Below are 16,200 nucleotides of genomic sequence, written 5' to 3' on the forward strand. Positions count from 1 at the left end.
CAAAAATCGATTACTGTTTTGTCTTTTCCACAATCATTCATACAAACTCTTTCGGCACAGCTCGGCAGCGAATACAACGCTTTTGAAGCAGCTCTGCAGCAAGCGGCACCTGTGAGCATTCGCCACAATACCGCCAAAGTAGCCGCTTCCCCTTTCGAAGACCCTATTCTGTGGTGCAATGAAGGCCAATATTTAGAAAATCGCCCTGTTTTTACGCTCGACCCGCTTTTTCATGCAGGGGCTTATTATGTACAAGAAGCTTCTTCGATGCTCATTGGGCACGCCTTGGCGCAGGTAGCTGACCTTACGCAGCCTTTACGGGTATTGGATTTGTGCGCGGCTCCCGGCGGCAAAACCACGCTTTTGGCTTCGCTTTTGCACCCTGACAGCCTGCTTTTGGCCAATGAGGTTATCAAAAGTAGAGTAGCGATTTTGAAAGAAAATATTCAAAAATGGGGACTGCCACAAGTACATGTCAGCAACCACGACCCACAGAGTTTAGACGGATTAGACGACTTTTTCGACATTATCGTCATTGATGCTCCTTGCTCAGGCGAAGGGCTTTTTCGTAAAGACCCCGCCGCTATCAATGAGTGGTCGCCCGACAATGTACAAATGTGCGCGGGGCGTCAGAAAAGAATCTTGAGTGCGGCCCTTCCTTTGCTCAAATCGAGCGGAATTTTGGTATACTGTACTTGTACTTACAATGATACCGAAAATCAGGGAAATGCGCAGTTTGTGATAGAAACAGGGGAATTTGAAGAGTTGAAAATTAGACTTCCTGCGGAGTGGGGAGTGTGGGCCAAAACCCACGGCTATCAGTGCTATCCGCACCGGGTCCAGGGAGAAGGTTTTTTCTTTAGTGTGTTTCAGAAAAAAGAACCTGTATTTGACCCCGAAGCCAAATATTTCGCCAAAAAAGGTCGCGATTATCGCTTTCGGTCTTTTAAAGCACTGCTTCCTCGCGAAACCACCGAAGTAAAACGGTGGCTTGCTCGCCCCGATGATTTTCATTTTTTCATCAAACCCAACGACGAAATCATTGCCATACTCGATAGTCAGTTAGAAGACCTCAAAATCCTTGACAATGTACTATTTGCCAAGGGTCTAGGTTTAGAAATGGGCGTGTTTAAAGGTAAAGATTTTATTCCTTCTCATGCTTTAGCATTGAGTGTTGAGCTATCCAAAGATATACCACAGATAGAGCTATCGGAGAGCGAAGCGTTGCAGTTTTTGAAAAAAGAAAACTTTCCTTTAGAAGCTCCCAAAGGCTGGCTGCTTGCCACTTATCAAGGACTGGGAATAGGCTGGATGAAGAGCCTCGGCAATCGCTTCAACAACTACTTACCCAAAGATTGGCGCATCAGAATGGAAATTCCCGAATAATCAACACACCTACTTGAAAACGTTTGATAATGCCTTTACCCAAACTCCTTTATCTCTGTATCAACGACGGCTCCGATACCCGTATCAACAAAGAAATCAAGACGTTAGCTACTTCTTTTGATATTGTTTATTTGGGAATTGGCCGCGATGATTCTAAGGCTTTCGCCAAACCTTACTGTCGCTCTTTTCATTTGGTGCAAGGCCACCACAAATCACCAAGTACCCTTTTTCGGTATTTTTTTACGTTTATCAAACTTTACTTTTCAAATCGGCTGGCAAGCATTCATGTCATCAATGAGCAATTGCTGTTGATTTTCTTTCCTTTTTTATGGTGGAGTCGCTCTAAAGTCGTAGCCGACATCTTCGATTCTATTTTTTTAAGAACCAACAAAGCATGGGTACGCTCTCTTCAATCCATTATTTATAGTCTTCCAAAAGCTATCATCGTCACCGACGACAACCGTAAAACCTTAGTTCCCCAAGCATTTCACAATAAAACATGGGTAGTCGAAAATTTCCCCTATGCTTTTGCAGACGTACAGTCCAAAGCAGCTCCCGACACAGAGCTTTTGATACTTTACAGCGGTTCATTGGGCGTGACACGGGGAACGAATTTATTAAATGACTTAATTCACTATTCTCCTACTATCAAAATTTGGATGGTAGGATGGGTGTATGACGAGCCTACCCGCCAACTCAGCCAACACCCTCAGGTCACTTTTTGGGGTGTCAAAACCCAGCAAGAAACCATGCAACTTGCCTCAGCATGTGACTATATATTGTCGCTATATGAGCCTATCAACGACAACAACCTCAATGCTAGTCCCAACAAAATCTATGATGCCATTCAGGCCCGCACGCCCGTAATCATCAATGCTGAGATAAAAATCGCGGATTTTGTCGCCCAAAATCACCTCGGATACGTGATGGAGAGTTATTATGCCAAACAGGTCGCCGAAATAGCCAACGATTTGTTACGACTCAAAAATCAATTTGTATTCACCCCCTCTTTCCTGCACACCTATACTTGGGAAGCCATAGAGCACAAGCTCCTCCAAGCTCACCACTAAGCCACTTTTTGATTTCCGCATTTCACTCACTCATTTCCGCTATTTACGCAATGGCGTCCAGAAGTAGTATGTCTTTGTTTTAGCTTCGTTCATCTTTCAACCAAGCCATCATCATCATGAAAAAGTCTGCTGCTCGCCAATACCTCTGGCAAGGTTTCTTGTATGTACTGCTAGCAGCATTGGTGTTGTTTTTAATTTTTACCTAAAAAATAGCCGTCAAAACGTCTTTATTCTATGAAAAAAACAATTTTTATCCTCTTCTTCTTAGGCATTTTTGGCATAGAGGGATGCAAGAAAGAAGCAGATATTTCTACCGACGACTGTAGTAGTGACCCTACCGCCTGTGGGTGTCCGCAAGCACCCGCTAGTTGTGGCGGCACTACAGGCAATACCGCTTTGGGAAAAGGCCAACCCGGAGTGGTAGGTTTGGCAGGGATTGATGCGTGGGACAAACTTGCAAGCAATGAAAAAAATCGTATCAAAAACTGGAACACGCTTTTTTTACATCAATCGGTAGGGCAAGATTTAGAAGAAGGGGCCAAAAGCAATGGATTCGCTTTTGACTACTATGGTCCTGGCGACAAAACAGACAAAGGACTACGCGGTGGTATATTCGTAGATGTAGGAGGCATTGCCAATGGTAATCCTTATGAAAAAATCAGGGTCTTTCGGGAAAATGCTACCCGCAATAAAGACCTACTCCAAATCGCGGTTTTTAAGTTTGGATATGCTGATGTGATGGACGATAATTCTGAAAAAGTAAAAACCGAATATAAAGCTTTTGTAGATGCGCTTCGCGCACAATCACCCAATCTTCGTTTTGTACACGTGACGCCGCCTCTGGTATATTCCACAACTTCTTTCGAAGGCAACGCCGCCAAAATGAAAGTAGGTCAATGGATGAAAGACACTTTTAAGGGCACCGATGTCATTTTTGATTTGCAAGAAATAGAAAGCAATAATGGCACTTGCCAGCAAAACAATGTATGGCGCATCTGCACCGAAAACCGCAACACCGCATCAGACCCTTCTGATGTCAATGGCATAGATAGTTCAGACGGGCAAGGACACATCGGCAAAAAAGCGGGCCAACGCATCAGTAAAGCCTTACTTATGAGTATCTACAACGCTGGAAAATAACTTCAAATCATGATAATGCTCCATAACTCAACAATTTGCTAGATATTGAGAAAAAAATAGGTGAGCACATGAAAAAGAAATACGGTTGTTTTACGATTTTAATCGCATTGGTTGCTTTTTCGGTAGTAGCAACAGTGATTGGGTATTATGGAAGCTATTGGATGGATTTGTACCAACGTCCTTGGGCTTATAGCCGCGACAGTGACGCCCCCCTTTTGGTGGGCAAATGGCACGGCAACTTTACCGATCCTGATGGCATAAAAAAAGAAATCAACCTTGAGATTTTTGTGCCAATGACTTCTGAAGAGCGATGGGAAAAAGCAGGACAAAAACGTCGCCGCCGTGGGACTAGCAGCGCCAAAAGAGCTTTTGACGGCATAGCTATCGTCAGCAGCAAACTTGGCACTGAAACCTACGAACTATGGGGAAACGTAAAACGCGAAGATTTTCATGATTTTGATTTGGACTTTACGGCAGATGAAAAAAAGTCCCTCAAAGTACCCAATTTTTATGTCAACATCGCCGAAAAATCCCATTGGAACAATGACCAAATGACCCTCCCTATCAATTTTAGCTATCGCCTTCCCAATGGTACTAGTCATTGGAGTAGCGCCGACCCTCGATTTAGTAAAATAGTAACCGTGACTTTAATACGGCAAAAAGAATAACTCTTAATCCCCAAAAACACAATGATACCCTTGAATCGTCTTTTGGCTATACTGATTTTTTGTGGTTTAGCACATATTGCTACGGCCCAACTTCCCAGCAACATGACAGGCACATGGAAACGTACAGGTATGACTTCTACTGACTTATCAGGAAAAACCAGCGATGACTTCCAAGAGCATATTAAAACCTTGCCTTGTACCAAAAACATCACTTATACATTCAAAGCCGACGGGAGTTTTATAACCACCGTACCAGATGAATGTGGCGCGATCAAAAAGGCAATCGAAGCCACCAACGGTGCCGGAAAATGCACAGCGTCTGGCAATAAAGTAAAAGTAACGATGAAGGGCATCCCCGACGCCACTTATGATGTAAAGACTCAAGGCAATACCATGATTTGGGTGTTTGATTATGCTTCCAACCCCAAAGAACACAATGTGGCGGGGAGTAAGCTCAAATCTCTCACCATTGTTTATACCAAAATTTAGTTTTTGACTCTTTTCTCAACCTCATTATGGTATGAAAAACGCCCTCATTTCCGCGCTATTTTTTTGGGTTATCCTGACAAGCTGCAAGAAGGAAGAAGTAGTGACCGACGAATGCGACAGCGACCCTACCGCCTGTGGCTGTCCCCAAGAGCCGCCGAGCTGTCAGGGCAACAATGGCAACACGGGGTCGTTGAGTGGGAAAATATACGTATCGCCCAACGGCAACGACTCCAACGACGGCTCAGAAAGCAAGCCATTCAAAAGTTTACAGGCGGCTATCGACCAAATTGACCCTGCCAAAAGTGCTGAAATCATTTTACGGGGTGGTACCTATGAAAGCAAGGAAATAAAATTTAGAACTTCAAACATCTATTTGCATTCTTACCCTGGCGAATGGGCTATCATCAAGGCCGTTACCAACGTAGAGGATATTAGTAGCTGTTTGTGGTTTAGGGAGCCAGGAACTTCCAATATCACCCTCGAAAATCTCGAAATCATCGGGGGGTATTATTATGGTATCAAACTAGAAAGCAATTGGGACGACGACCGTAGCGTACCTTATGATAAAAGAAAAGGGATTTCGAATGTCAAAATTTTGAATTGTAAAATCCATGATACAGGCCGCGATTGTATCAAGATTACGCCGGGCTGTAAAGATATTCAAGTCCTTAATTGTGAAATCTACCGATCAGGAGTAGGGCCAGCCAATAAAGACGCCCAAAACGCCGAAGGTATCGACAATGTCAACGCCGACCGGATGATTGTCCGTAATTGCTATTTTCATGATATTGCGACCAACGCCCTTTATGCCAAAGGAGGTGCCAAAGATTGCGTGTTTGAACAAAACCTCTTGATGAATTGCGGCGAAGGAGGGCTTATAGCGGGCTATTTAGACACTGACAATGAATGGTTTAATCTTGCTACTAACCCTACTTATTATGAAAGTATCAACATCATTATTCGTAACAATATCGTCGTCAATACCAAACGCGAAGGGATTGGATTGTATGCCGCCTTGGGAGCGCAAGTCTATAACAATACCCTTGTCAATGTAGCAAGCGATGCAGGAAGTGCTGCTTTAATGGTAGCACGAGGTGAAATCTACGGCACTCCTACGGGCGACAAATACCCTAAATGCAAAGATTTGAAAGTAATCAACAACATCATAGTTCAAGCAGCCTCAGCCAAAGGCTACATGGCCCGCCTAAGGGGACAGGTGGAAGGTTCTAATGATTTTAGCAGTAACTATTATTATCGTTCTTCGGGAACGCTCCAATTTCGAATCGATAAAAATGAGGATGATTATGATACTTTTGAAGGTTTTAATAATTGGAAAACCCAATCAAAACTAGACGGCAACAGCCTCAACGCTGATCCAAAGCTTGATTCTCAATATCACTTATCATCCACAAGTCCTTGTATTGGCGCGGGTAAGGTTTTGGGTAGTTTGGTAGAAAAAGATTATGACGGTGGCGCAAGAGGGAGTAAAACGGATATTGGCGCCGACCAAACCAACAATGGTACTTCACTGACTATACCACCTCCCACGGTACCCAATGGGACAAAAGGAACAGGAGGTAATTAGATACGAAAAGAGACGCCGATGTGCGTCTCTTTTTTGTGTAGTCAATAGACTTTCTAAGGTTTCATGAGTCAAAATCTTAGAAAGCCTATTTTTTTATTTATTGAGCAGTTCGTCAAAAGTAAGTGATACATAGTACATCGCGCCTACTGTTGGGTTACCCCAGCCTGTGGTGTACTGCTTGCCCAAGATATTCGAACCTCCCACTTTTAGTATTGACTTTAAGCCCGATAGTTTTTTGCTTACTTGTGCATCCAAAGTACCAAAAGCAGGAATAACAATTTGAGTATTGTTTTGTGGCAAACGTGCTAAAGCAGGTAGAAGAATATCGGCCCAATTAAATTCTGACTGATGCCGCCATACCACATTAAAGCCCCATCCTGAATTTTTGATGTTACGATTTCCCAACGTCACATTATAACGGTACTTGGGGGTATTATAACCTACCTGGAAGCCGTCGTCGAGAACATTGACGTTTTTCTCGCTACTAAACATTTTCACACCACCAGCATTGAGGGTATTGTTTGAAAGATTGAAACCAACAGTAAAGTTGCGAGGCATCAAATAATCAGCGCCAATACCAAAGCCTTGGGTCTTGATATCACCTGTATAATTAGAAGACATCGAAACCACTTGAGGAATCGCGGCATTACGCAGAAGTACACCACCTATGTAATTTTTGAGGGTAGTATTGTAGTAATACACATCTACCAACAATTTTTTGGCAATCATCCCCTTATAACCTAGCTCAAAGCTTAGGGCGCGTTCAGGTTTAAATTCAGGAAAATTCCAAGGTTGTCCAGTTGCAATATTGATAGAGCCACCTCCTTCTTTCAATTTATAATTTTCCCACAAAGCTGGCAAGCCTCCAATCAAGAGCGAGACCGGGGTATTGAGGTTGATGTATTGGTTTTGGTTGGTCGGAATTCTGAAGCCTGTCTGGTAAGAAGCACGGAAGTTATGTACTTTATTGGCGGTATAAACAGCCGATAAACGCGGGCTCCATTGTCCTGCAAAATTTTGATTTTTATCGTAGCGTAGCGAACCAGTTAGTTTCAATACATCGTTGATGTTTTTGCTTAGCTGAGCATACCCACCAAATTCGTTAATACTATATTCACTTCCGTCCGATTTTTTCAAGAACAAAGTTCCGTTTGAATTGAGGGCATATTTACGATAATTTCCCCCTACAATGATTTCCAAAACTTTAGGGTCAATGAGTTTATTAAAGTTGTACATACCTTCTAAGCTATACAACTTGGTACGATCCACAAACAAGGCGCCATTCGGGATAGGATTGGCTTTGATTTGGTCGGCTATCTGATTGAAACGGGGGTCACCTGGCAATACCCTTCCATTATCTGCTACGCCACGGGCGGCATTATGAAATGCCTGAGAGTTGGTATTGACTGCATTTAAAGCCGAAGCGTAAGCTGCTTGGGGGTTTTGACCCGCCTGCAAAGCCGCTTGAAATGCAGGCACGAATGCTTGGAAAGCTCCACCTGCATAGGTAAGCGCATACTGAGGATACCATCCTTGTGCCAATCCTGCTAAACCAGCCGAGGCAGGTGGCGAGCTAGGTTTCCAGGCTTCATTGATATAGGTTCCCAAAAGTCCTGCGGCATAGGTATCGCCTGAGTTTTCGGCTGTCAAGTAGCCTCTAATAAAGAAATTAGAGCCTTTCAACTCCGCTTTGTAGAGTCCCATACTAAAATTTTTGAGTTGGTAGCGGTCAGATGAAGTATAAACAGTAGAGCCTGTACCCCAGTTGGCTTGCAAGATTGCTTCTACACGGTCATTGATACGATAGTGGAGTGCGCCATTAAACTTCAGACTTTTGGTGGTATAATCTACCAAATCAAACTCATTGTAGCCCGTACGCGACACGGCGACATTAGGGAGCAAAATATCATTGATTAGTTGACTAGCAGGGATTCCTGTAGCTCCCGCAAATTGATTCACGCCTCCTACCAATTGCGCCAGAGAAGGATTAATGGCATTGAGAGTAGCCACAGGTACACCTAACAATTGGGTAAAAGTAGGTCTCAAACTAGCTAGTCCTGCTCCACTTGAGTTTTCATCTCCGTACACGTTTACACCGTCATAGCCAGGATTGGCACGAGTACCGGTGGCGGGAGTAGTCCCTCTAAAACTCTGATCACGATAATCGTTTACTTGCCAATCTTGGGCGGTAAGGTAGCTTACATTGAGTTTGAATGCAAACTTGTTATTAAAGGCTTTGGCATACCTGAAAGCTACATCATAAAAAGGAGTCGTTTTAGTAGAGCGGTTATCAGCGCTCATCATACCTAGTTTGGCATAAGCACTCGCCCCTTGGTACAAAAATGGACTTTTACTATTCATTAGTAGCAGTCCATTGATGGCATTGGGACCATACAAAGCCGAAGCCGCTCCAGGCAACAATTCTACGCTTTCCAAATCTAGTTCCGAAATACCAACTACGTTTCCAACGGCAAAATTAAGCCCCGGAGCTTGATTGTCGATACCGTCAATCATCTGTACGACTCGCACGTTTCCATTGCCCGAAAATCCACGGGTATTTACTGAGCTAAAATTCAGCGATTGGGTACTTACTTCTACGCCTTTTAGGTTGCGGATGGCATCATAGAAATTAGCCGCTGGTGTTTCGCGAATACTCCGAATATCCATTTTTTCGACCGATACGGGAGATTTCAGCACGCTCTCTTCTACCCTAGAAGCCGATACCACTACTTCTTGACCCATCAGCGCTTGCTCCTTCAGGGATATTTTGAGGTCAGAGCGGCTATTGTCAATCTGAATTTCTTGGGTTTCAAAGCCTACCGAAGTGATTACGAGCGTAAAAGGGGCTGGCGTACTTGTTGTGATTGAAAAATTCCCTTTAGAATCCGAAATAGTTCCTACTACTTTTCCTTTCACTTGTACGCTTACTCCCACCAAGCCTTCGCGTGTTGAAGCATCTGTAATATTGCCTGAGATAGTGGTCTGAGCCAGTAACGAAACTGCGCCCATCAACCACACCGCTACATACATAACGGTGTTACGTAATATTTTAATCATAGGTGCAAAAATTGATTTTGGTTTTACTTGTTGATAATATTATTGCGTAATATTCGCTTATTTAAAAATAATTTACAATTTTTTATTTTAATCATTATATAAAAAATCTTTATATAGGCTTTTTTTATTTGAAAAATCCAAATGTTTTTTCTGGCAATACATACTTAAAGACTCCTAAAAGTGCTTTAGAGACGAGCATTGCCTTCCCATTTTGATTTATCCCCCAATTTTTTTTATAAGGATATATGGGCTCTTTTCTTAAAATATACCTAAAAGAGCAATTCTAAGAACCATCCACGTTAAACGTCTCATATCATTTTTTGATAAATTCCTTTCTCAGAGGTACTTTATCTGTCAACCTTTTTTGGCTAACCTTAACGGAAAGCGTAGATTTACAATTTAAAAATTACTGCTACAAAACGCTTAAATAATGAATAACTTCCGATATTAGTTTTATTTTTAGTCAGCAAAGCGCCTTTAGCTATTACGTTTTAAACCATAAAATACTGATTTTAACCATTTTGAATCGTAATAAACCAACAGGCATTAGCTTTGTATTGAAGCTTTTTACGACATATATCCCACTTATTTACCAAATCAATCTATCGGCAAATGAATCATACTTATGTAATTATTATGGCAGGCGGGGTAGGTACTCGCTTTTGGCCTTTTAGTCGTAACAATAACCCCAAACAATTTCACGATGTATTAGGCACCGGCAAATCTCTCCTTCAACAGACGGCAAGCCGATTTGAGGGCGTTTGCCCTCCCGAAAATATATATATCGTTACCAGTACCGAGTATTATGGTCTAGTCAAAGAGCAATTGCCTTTTTTAACCGATGATCAAATTTTATTAGAGCCAAATAGACGTAATACAGCCCCTTGTATTGCCTATGCTTCCTATAAAATCGCTAGCAAAGACCCCAAAGCAACCGTCATAGTAGCTCCTGCTGATCACATCATTTTGAAGGAAGATGTATTTAGAGAGAAAATTGGAGTAGCCGTAGAAGCTGCCCAAAACAATGATATTTTGATTACATTAGGTATCCAACCTACCCGTCCCGACACAGGCTACGGTTACATTCAATATCTGGCGGCAGATGGACTCGTCAAAAAAGTAAAAACATTTACTGAAAAGCCGTTGTTAGATATTGCTATAAAATTTTTGGAAAGTGGCGATTTCGTATGGAATGCAGGCATTTTTATATGGAATGTAAAAGCCATTCGAAAAGCATTTACTAGCTATTTGCCAGAAGTAGCAGAGGTATTTGAAGCCGGAGAGAAAGATTATTATACCGAGCAAGAGAAGGATTTTATTGAAAAAGCCTATATGCTTTGCAAAAATATTTCTATCGACTTCGGCATTATGGAAAAAGCCGAAAATGTATACGTAGTGTTAAGCGATTTGGGCTGGTCTGACTTGGGTACTTGGAAGTCTCTCTATGATGTATCGGAAAAAGATAATCAACAAAACGTAGTCAATGGCAAGCAATTGCTCTATGATACCTCCAAATGTATCATTAAGACTTCTGGCGATAAACTCGTAGTAGTGCAGGGATTAGAAGGCTATATTGTGGCCGAACACGGCGGTGTACTGATGATTTGTAAAATCGATGACGAACAACGCGTCAGGGATTTTGTGGCAGATGCCAAGCAATTTGGGAGTGAATTTATCTAAACAAAAAAGGGAGGCTAGCCTCCCTTTTTTGTTTTAGTTATTCCCTAAAATCGCGGTAGCTTCAATTTCAATCAGATACTCTGGTGCAATAAGCTTAGACACCTCTATCATCGTAGTACAAGGGCGTATTTCTCCAAAAAATTCTCCGTGAGCCTTGCCGTATGCTTCCCATTGGGCAATATCTGTTACAAATAAGCGAGTCCGAACCACGTCTGTTAAGTTGGCACCAGCCTGAACCAAGACTTTTTCTATTTTTTGAATAATAAATTTAGTCTGCTCATAAGCGTCACCTACTCCTACTGGCCCGTTGTCGTCTACCGCCACAGTCCCCGTAACTTCGATGATATTGCCTACTCTTACGGCTCTCGAATACCCTACTATCGCTTCCCACGGAGCTCCTGACGAAATATTTACCCTTTTTGACATGTATAATAAATGGTTGTTATTGATTAATTTTTAGCACCTCCTTGCTGCCCAGCCTTTGGCGGTTGGCTTTTTTGAGCCTCACGCATTGGATTTGAAGTTCCTTGTGAAAAACCTTGAGACTTAAACAACTGAAAACGCGTAGGCTGCGCTGGCTGACGTGGAAAATGATTGCTCTCTTCATCAATATCAGCGATTTCGCGATAGGGATCCAACGTCCATTGCACCACTTTCTTCTTCGTCGTCACCACCTTCGACACCTGCTGGTCGTTCAAACGCCATATCTCCGCTGGAAAACGAGCCACCGAATCCGTTCCGTCTTCAAACTGCATCTTCACTATCACAGGCATGGGCAAGCCACCTTTGTTTTTGACTTTCAAAGTATAAAAATTCAAGCCCGATTCCACCAATTTACGCTCATCAGGTGAGAGACTTGCCAGATAAGCTTCGTATTTCTTCTTGTCGGCGTCGGTTACTTTGTAAGGATCGTAGGTATTATAAAAATCTTTCATGTCAGGATTTTTCTCTACCACCGACTCTTTGATGTAATCTTTGTCGCGTTGACGAGCCACAGTATTGCGTTTTTCGTCGACTTGTTTTTTAGCTTCGGCTTTGTTGAGGTCAGGGTTTTGGGTATCTACCGCAAACCATTCTACTTCTACCAAGTCTTGGTCCACGGGCTCCACTCCATAGAACCAACCTTTCCAGAACCAATCCAAGTCTACCCCAGAGGCATCTTCCATAGTACGGAAGAAGTCAGCAGGAGTAGGATGTTTAAATTTCCAACGATTAGCATATTCTTTGAAAGCATAATCAAACAGGTCACGTCCCATGATAGTTTCACGCAAGATATTCAGGCCTGTTGCTGGTTTAGTATAAGCATTTGGCCCAAAACCCATGATATTATCAGAACTTGACATAATAGGCACTTGCTTATCAGGAGTAGTACGCATATACTCCACGATATTTTGGGGCTCTGCTACATCTCCCCCCATATCTCTGTCCCATTCTTTGGTAGTAAGGTATTCGAGAAATGAATTCAGGCCTTCGTCCATCCATGACCATTGGCGCTCGTCCGAATTAACAATCATCGGAAACCAGTTGTGCCCTACTTCGTGAATTACTACTTGTATTAAGAAATTTTTTGTTCCTTTTGAATAAGTACCGTCCGCTTCGGGGCGAGCACCGTTGAATGAAATCATTGGATACTCCATCCCTCCCACTGGCCCATGTACCGACTGTGCTACGGGATAGGGATAATCAAAGGTAAATTTAGAGTATGTTTTTACGGTATGCGCTACCAACATCGTCGAATATTGTCCCCAAAGTGGGTTGGCCTCTTTGGGATAAAACGACATTGCCATGATTTTTTTTCCGTTAAGTTCCACGTTCATGGCATCCCAAATGAATTTACGAGAAGTAGCAAACGCAAAATCGCGTACGTTATCCGCTTTGAATATCCATGTCTTTTTACCGTTGGGTTTATTGGACTCATTTTGGGTTGCTTCATCTTGGCTTACAATCAAGACAGGCTTATCAAAAGTTTTACGAGCCTGCTCAAGGCGTTTGAGTTGAGTAGCCGAAAGTACTTGATTGGCATTCTGTAGTTCTCCTGATGCTCCCACAATATGGTCGTTGGGAACAGTAATGGCTACTTTATAATTTCCAAAAGCTAAAGTAAATTCTCCTTGTCCCAAAAACTGTTTGTTTTGCCAGCCGTTTACATCATCATACACACATGCCCTAGGAAACCACTGCGCAATCTCATAGATAAAATTACCGTCTTTAGCAAAAAACTCGGCTCCCGAACGCCCCGAAGCATATCTAAAATCGGTGATATTGTAGTTCCAATCAATCTGAAAACTAAACGATTGCCCCGACCGAAGTGGCGTAGGAAGTTCGATACGCATCATGGTTTCGTTGATGGTATAGCGTAGAGGCTGAGAAGTTTTGAGGTCTTTGACCAAGGTGATTTTGTGTCCATAGTCTTTATCAATCATGGTACGCATCACCGAGCTGAGAGGCATTCCTTTTTCATTGACGGCACTTGAGCGCGTTTGGGAAGCCATCGAATTGTTGGCAAACAAATTTTGGTCCAATTGCATCCACACATACCTCAATTCGTCAGGCGAGTTGTTGAAATAGGTCACATTTTCAGAACCAGCCAAATGTTGTTTTTCGTCGTTGATTTCGACTTTGATGTCGTAGTCAACACGATTTTGCCAATAGTCTTTCCCTGGAGCACCCGAGGCAGTCCGGTAAGTATTGGGAGTAGGAAGCTGAGCGCCCATTTGCTCAAAACGAGAATTAGCATGATAATTAGCGGTGGGAGGCTGTGCCATAAGCGGTGCCACCACTCCTAACAAACAGCACAAGAAAGAAAAAAATAACTTAGTCATTTGGGTTTGTTGATTGAATTAAGTCGGTTAGTAATTTCTTTTTCTGATATAGAAGCCTGTTCACTTTTATCGTATATACTCAATAAATAAACGGTTTCATCTACGATTTTAACATAAGTAATCACTCTTGCACCTCCACTTTTCCCTTTGCCTTTTGAACGGATAGGCATACGAATTTTGTAGCAGTCTTTACCAATAGAAGTGCCCATAAGTGGATTGTCTTCTAAAGATTCTACCAATGACAAATAATCATATTTTAAAGACTGATATTTTTTGGAAAGGCGTTTAAGTTCTCTCTCAAACTCTTGAACGGCTATGATTTTAAAGCTCATCAAAAAGTTCTCTAGCCGTTTTCAACTTAATCTTTCCTTGTGAATGAAGCTCCGCTTGCAACAAAGACCGTTCGAGGCTATCCAAAAACTCTTCTTTGGTAGGAGGGCGCTCTGTTTCGTCTTCTTCGATTTTTACTTTGGCTTTTACGGCTTTCGCCATTTCCAAAAACAAATTCCGGTGACGTTCTTTGGTTTCTATGATGATTCGCATGGTCTGAGTATTTTGATAATCAAAATTAATAAAATATTCTGTCACCTTGGTAGCGTTTTGTAGAGGACAAAACCTATTCCTGCAAAAATCACATTGGGTAACCACACAGCCGCTACGGCCGGAATTTTCCCAGATTCGGCAATTCCTTTTGCCAACATAAAGAACAACAGATACACAAAAGCTAAAATGAAACCCAGCGCAATTTGCCAACCTGACCCTCTTCGACTCTTACGAGCCGACACTACTACCCCAATCACCGTCAAAATAATAAAAGCAAAAGGATGCGTAAAACGGGTGTATTTTTCGAGCAAATAGGTCTGTACCCCATCCGCTCCGCGTAGATTTAGTAAATCAATATAGTCATTGAGTTGACTAAGGGTAAGCTCCTCAAATCGGTTCTTATCATTCTCAAAATCTTTAGGACTTAGATTGATAGTGGTATCAATTTTGGTGCCTTGGGTCAGGGTCTCATTCTGACCTTCAAACTTGCGCACCTTATAATCATAGACCTCCCATTTTTTCTTTTTAGACTCCCACGTGATACGGTCAGAGGTCAGTTTTTCTTTGAGTTGATTTCCTTCAATACGCTCAAGCGTAAACTTATAGCCTGTCTGAGAAGAGTTGTTGTAGCTTTCGAGATAAGCGTAGGTTTTGGGAGCAACTTTGATATGAAAATTACGACGATTGAAATAAAATTGTTCTTCAATGTACTTATACTCAAACGCCAGCCTGATTTTGTTGGCACGCGGAATCACCCAGCCTACCATATAAAAAGTGAAGATTGCCAGTATCGTAGAACCGATAATGTAGGGAAAAAGTATTCTCAAAAACCCTATCCCACTACTAAACATGGCGATGATTTCTGTACGAGCGGCAATACGGGCCGTAAAGAAAACCGTAGAAATAAATACCAACAATGGACTAAGGTAGTTGGCATAATACGGAATAAAATTGAGATAATAATTGAAGATAATTTCATTGGCCGAGGGATTGGTCTTACGAAAATTATCTACTTTTTCCGTAAAGTCAATCACGCATATAATCAGTAGCGTAATGAGTACTGTAAAAACGTAAGTAACTAAAAAATTTTTGAGAATGTATCTGTCTAAGATTTTCATGATTTGTAGTCAGAATAAACTTGATAGCTTTCTAAAAAAGCGTTTAACAGAACCTCTCGCTCTGTATTTTTTACATCTATAATGACCGCTCCCGTTATAATAACATCATCTAAAGAAAATGAAAAATCATATTTTTCTAAATCTCTATGACTATATTTCAAAAACCACCTATCAAAAACCCTTTTGCGAGGCAATTGTTTACGATCAATGCTCTCACACACATAAAGCAGTACATTTTGTGGATTTTGAAAAAAATCAAATAGGAACTGTAATATAGTGTCGGTTACCTTTTGGTCAACAGGAAGTTCCTTATCAGCCCCGAAACTAAACTCTACAATATTCCCATGGGGAATGCTAATGTTGTTGAAATGGAAAGAGGCATCAAAAAGGGCAATACTATAATGAATGCCATAATCTGATAAAAAGGAATAAGTACCGTCGGGATTTTCAACGATTGGGTAAGGAGACTCGAACAATTTTACGGCCTTTTTGGGTGATGACAGAAGTATTGCCTTTACTCAATTCTTGATGAATTTCATTTTTATCTTTTATCATATTCCTTACGACCTCTTCTAACTTGCTTCCAGCAGGAATGGTGATTGTAATTTCCATCGCTTATATGCATTATTAATGCTACAAAAC

Annotated in this window: 15 protein-coding genes; 7 read left to right on the forward strand and 8 right to left on the reverse strand. The window is 41.8% G+C overall.

The window, feature by feature from the left end:
• Positions 1-18: 18 nt before the first annotated feature.
• The 6 genes from P1X15_RS25535 to P1X15_RS25560 all read left to right on the forward strand — a co-directional run bounded on the left by P1X15_RS25535 (position 19) and on the right by P1X15_RS25560 (position 6,338).
• The gene (locus P1X15_RS25535; RefSeq protein ID WP_277340975.1) at positions 19-1,386 is read left to right on the forward strand and encodes a methyltransferase RsmF C-terminal domain-like protein; all 1,368 of its coding nucleotides are present in this window, start codon (positions 19-21) and stop codon (positions 1,384-1,386) included.
• A 29-nt stretch (positions 1,387-1,415) separates the two neighbouring features.
• Positions 1,416-2,456, forward strand: a complete 1,041-nt coding sequence (locus P1X15_RS25540; protein ID WP_277340976.1) for a hypothetical protein — start codon at positions 1,416-1,418, stop codon at positions 2,454-2,456.
• Positions 2,457-2,690: 234 nt separating this feature from the next.
• Positions 2,691-3,596, forward strand: a complete 906-nt coding sequence (locus P1X15_RS25545) for a hypothetical protein (protein WP_277340977.1) — start codon at positions 2,691-2,693, stop codon at positions 3,594-3,596.
• A 68-nt stretch (positions 3,597-3,664) separates the two neighbouring features.
• Entirely contained in the window at positions 3,665-4,264 is a 600-nt protein-coding gene (locus P1X15_RS25550; RefSeq protein WP_277340978.1) for a hypothetical protein, read from the forward strand.
• Positions 4,265-4,285: 21 nt separating this feature from the next.
• On the forward strand, positions 4,286-4,753 hold the full coding sequence (locus P1X15_RS25555) for a lipocalin family protein (protein WP_277340979.1): 468 nt from the start codon (positions 4,286-4,288) through the stop codon (positions 4,751-4,753).
• A 31-nt stretch (positions 4,754-4,784) separates the two neighbouring features.
• A complete protein-coding gene (locus tag P1X15_RS25560) occupies positions 4,785-6,338 on the forward strand; it encodes a right-handed parallel beta-helix repeat-containing protein (RefSeq protein ID WP_277340980.1) in 1,554 nt (517 codons plus the stop codon).
• 93 nt (positions 6,339-6,431) lie between these two features.
• Here P1X15_RS25560 and P1X15_RS25565 read toward each other — a convergent pair whose 3' ends face one another.
• On the reverse strand, positions 6,432-9,395 hold the full coding sequence (locus P1X15_RS25565) for a TonB-dependent receptor (RefSeq protein ID WP_277340981.1): 2,964 nt from the start codon (positions 9,393-9,395) through the stop codon (positions 6,432-6,434).
• Between the two features lie 612 nt (positions 9,396-10,007).
• Here P1X15_RS25565 and P1X15_RS25570 point away from each other — a divergent pair.
• Positions 10,008-11,075 (forward strand): mannose-1-phosphate guanylyltransferase, encoded by a 1,068-nt coding sequence (locus P1X15_RS25570; protein ID WP_277340982.1) that lies wholly within the window; start codon positions 10,008-10,010, stop codon positions 11,073-11,075.
• Between the two features lie 33 nt (positions 11,076-11,108).
• Here the strand turns inward: P1X15_RS25570 and P1X15_RS25575 are convergent, their stop codons facing one another.
• From P1X15_RS25575 to P1X15_RS25605, 7 genes are read right to left on the reverse strand one after another with little or no spacing between them, the layout of a single operon-like run.
• Positions 11,109-11,501 (reverse strand): RidA family protein, encoded by a 393-nt coding sequence (locus tag P1X15_RS25575; protein ID WP_277340983.1) that lies wholly within the window; start codon positions 11,499-11,501, stop codon positions 11,109-11,111.
• A gap of 23 nt (positions 11,502-11,524) precedes the next feature.
• Positions 11,525-13,897, reverse strand: a complete 2,373-nt coding sequence (locus P1X15_RS25580) for a M1 family metallopeptidase (RefSeq protein WP_277340984.1) — start codon at positions 13,895-13,897, stop codon at positions 11,525-11,527.
• Positions 13,894-14,229 carry a type II toxin-antitoxin system RelE/ParE family toxin gene (locus P1X15_RS25585; RefSeq protein ID WP_277340985.1) on the reverse strand — a complete coding sequence of 112 codons (336 nt, stop codon included), beginning with the start codon at positions 14,227-14,229 and terminating at the stop codon, positions 13,894-13,896. The genes P1X15_RS25580 and P1X15_RS25585 overlap by 4 nt, the downstream gene beginning before the upstream one ends.
• A complete protein-coding gene (locus P1X15_RS25590) occupies positions 14,219-14,485 on the reverse strand; it encodes a hypothetical protein (RefSeq protein ID WP_277340986.1) in 267 nt (88 codons plus the stop codon). Before P1X15_RS25590 ends, P1X15_RS25585 begins: the two co-directional genes overlap by 11 nt.
• Positions 14,482-15,558, reverse strand: a complete 1,077-nt coding sequence (locus P1X15_RS25595; RefSeq protein ID WP_277340987.1) for an LptF/LptG family permease — start codon at positions 15,556-15,558, stop codon at positions 14,482-14,484. Before P1X15_RS25595 ends, P1X15_RS25590 begins: the two co-directional genes overlap by 4 nt.
• Positions 15,555-16,034 carry a DUF6169 family protein gene (locus tag P1X15_RS25600; RefSeq protein WP_277340988.1) on the reverse strand — a complete coding sequence of 160 codons (480 nt, stop codon included), beginning with the start codon at positions 16,032-16,034 and terminating at the stop codon, positions 15,555-15,557. Before P1X15_RS25600 ends, P1X15_RS25595 begins: the two co-directional genes overlap by 4 nt.
• Entirely contained in the window at positions 16,006-16,170 is a 165-nt protein-coding gene (locus P1X15_RS25605) for a hypothetical protein (RefSeq protein WP_157585003.1), read from the reverse strand. The genes P1X15_RS25600 and P1X15_RS25605 overlap by 29 nt, the downstream gene beginning before the upstream one ends.
• Between the last annotated feature and the right edge of the window lie 30 nt (positions 16,171-16,200).

The sequence above is a fragment of the Runella sp. MFBS21 genome (genome assembly GCF_029433105.1).
Lineage (GTDB): Bacteria > Bacteroidota > Bacteroidia > Cytophagales > Spirosomataceae > Runella.

Excerpts from the sequence above, each read along its gene's own strand:
- P1X15_RS25570 (WP_277340982.1), top strand. The coding sequence starts at position 10,008 with ATGAATCATACTTATGTAATTATTATGGCAGGCGGGGTAGGTACTCGC.
- P1X15_RS25595 (WP_277340987.1), bottom strand. The coding sequence starts at position 15,558 with ATGAAAATCTTAGACAGATACATTCTCAAAAATTTTTTAGTTACTTAC.
- P1X15_RS25580 (WP_277340984.1), bottom strand. The coding sequence starts at position 13,897 with ATGACTAAGTTATTTTTTTCTTTCTTGTGCTGTTTGTTAGGAGTGGTG.
- P1X15_RS25585 (WP_277340985.1), bottom strand. The coding sequence starts at position 14,229 with ATGAGCTTTAAAATCATAGCCGTTCAAGAGTTTGAGAGAGAACTTAAA.
- P1X15_RS25605 (WP_157585003.1), bottom strand. The coding sequence starts at position 16,170 with ATGGAAATTACAATCACCATTCCTGCTGGAAGCAAGTTAGAAGAGGTC.
- P1X15_RS25555 (WP_277340979.1), top strand. The coding sequence starts at position 4,286 with ATGATACCCTTGAATCGTCTTTTGGCTATACTGATTTTTTGTGGTTTA.
- P1X15_RS25560 (WP_277340980.1), top strand. The coding sequence starts at position 4,785 with ATGAAAAACGCCCTCATTTCCGCGCTATTTTTTTGGGTTATCCTGACA.
- P1X15_RS25575 (WP_277340983.1), bottom strand. The coding sequence starts at position 11,501 with ATGTCAAAAAGGGTAAATATTTCGTCAGGAGCTCCGTGGGAAGCGATA.
- P1X15_RS25550 (WP_277340978.1), top strand. The coding sequence starts at position 3,665 with ATGAAAAAGAAATACGGTTGTTTTACGATTTTAATCGCATTGGTTGCT.
- P1X15_RS25540 (WP_277340976.1), top strand. The coding sequence starts at position 1,416 with ATGCCTTTACCCAAACTCCTTTATCTCTGTATCAACGACGGCTCCGAT.
- P1X15_RS25545 (WP_277340977.1), top strand. The coding sequence starts at position 2,691 with ATGAAAAAAACAATTTTTATCCTCTTCTTCTTAGGCATTTTTGGCATA.
- P1X15_RS25565 (WP_277340981.1), bottom strand. The coding sequence starts at position 9,395 with ATGATTAAAATATTACGTAACACCGTTATGTATGTAGCGGTGTGGTTG.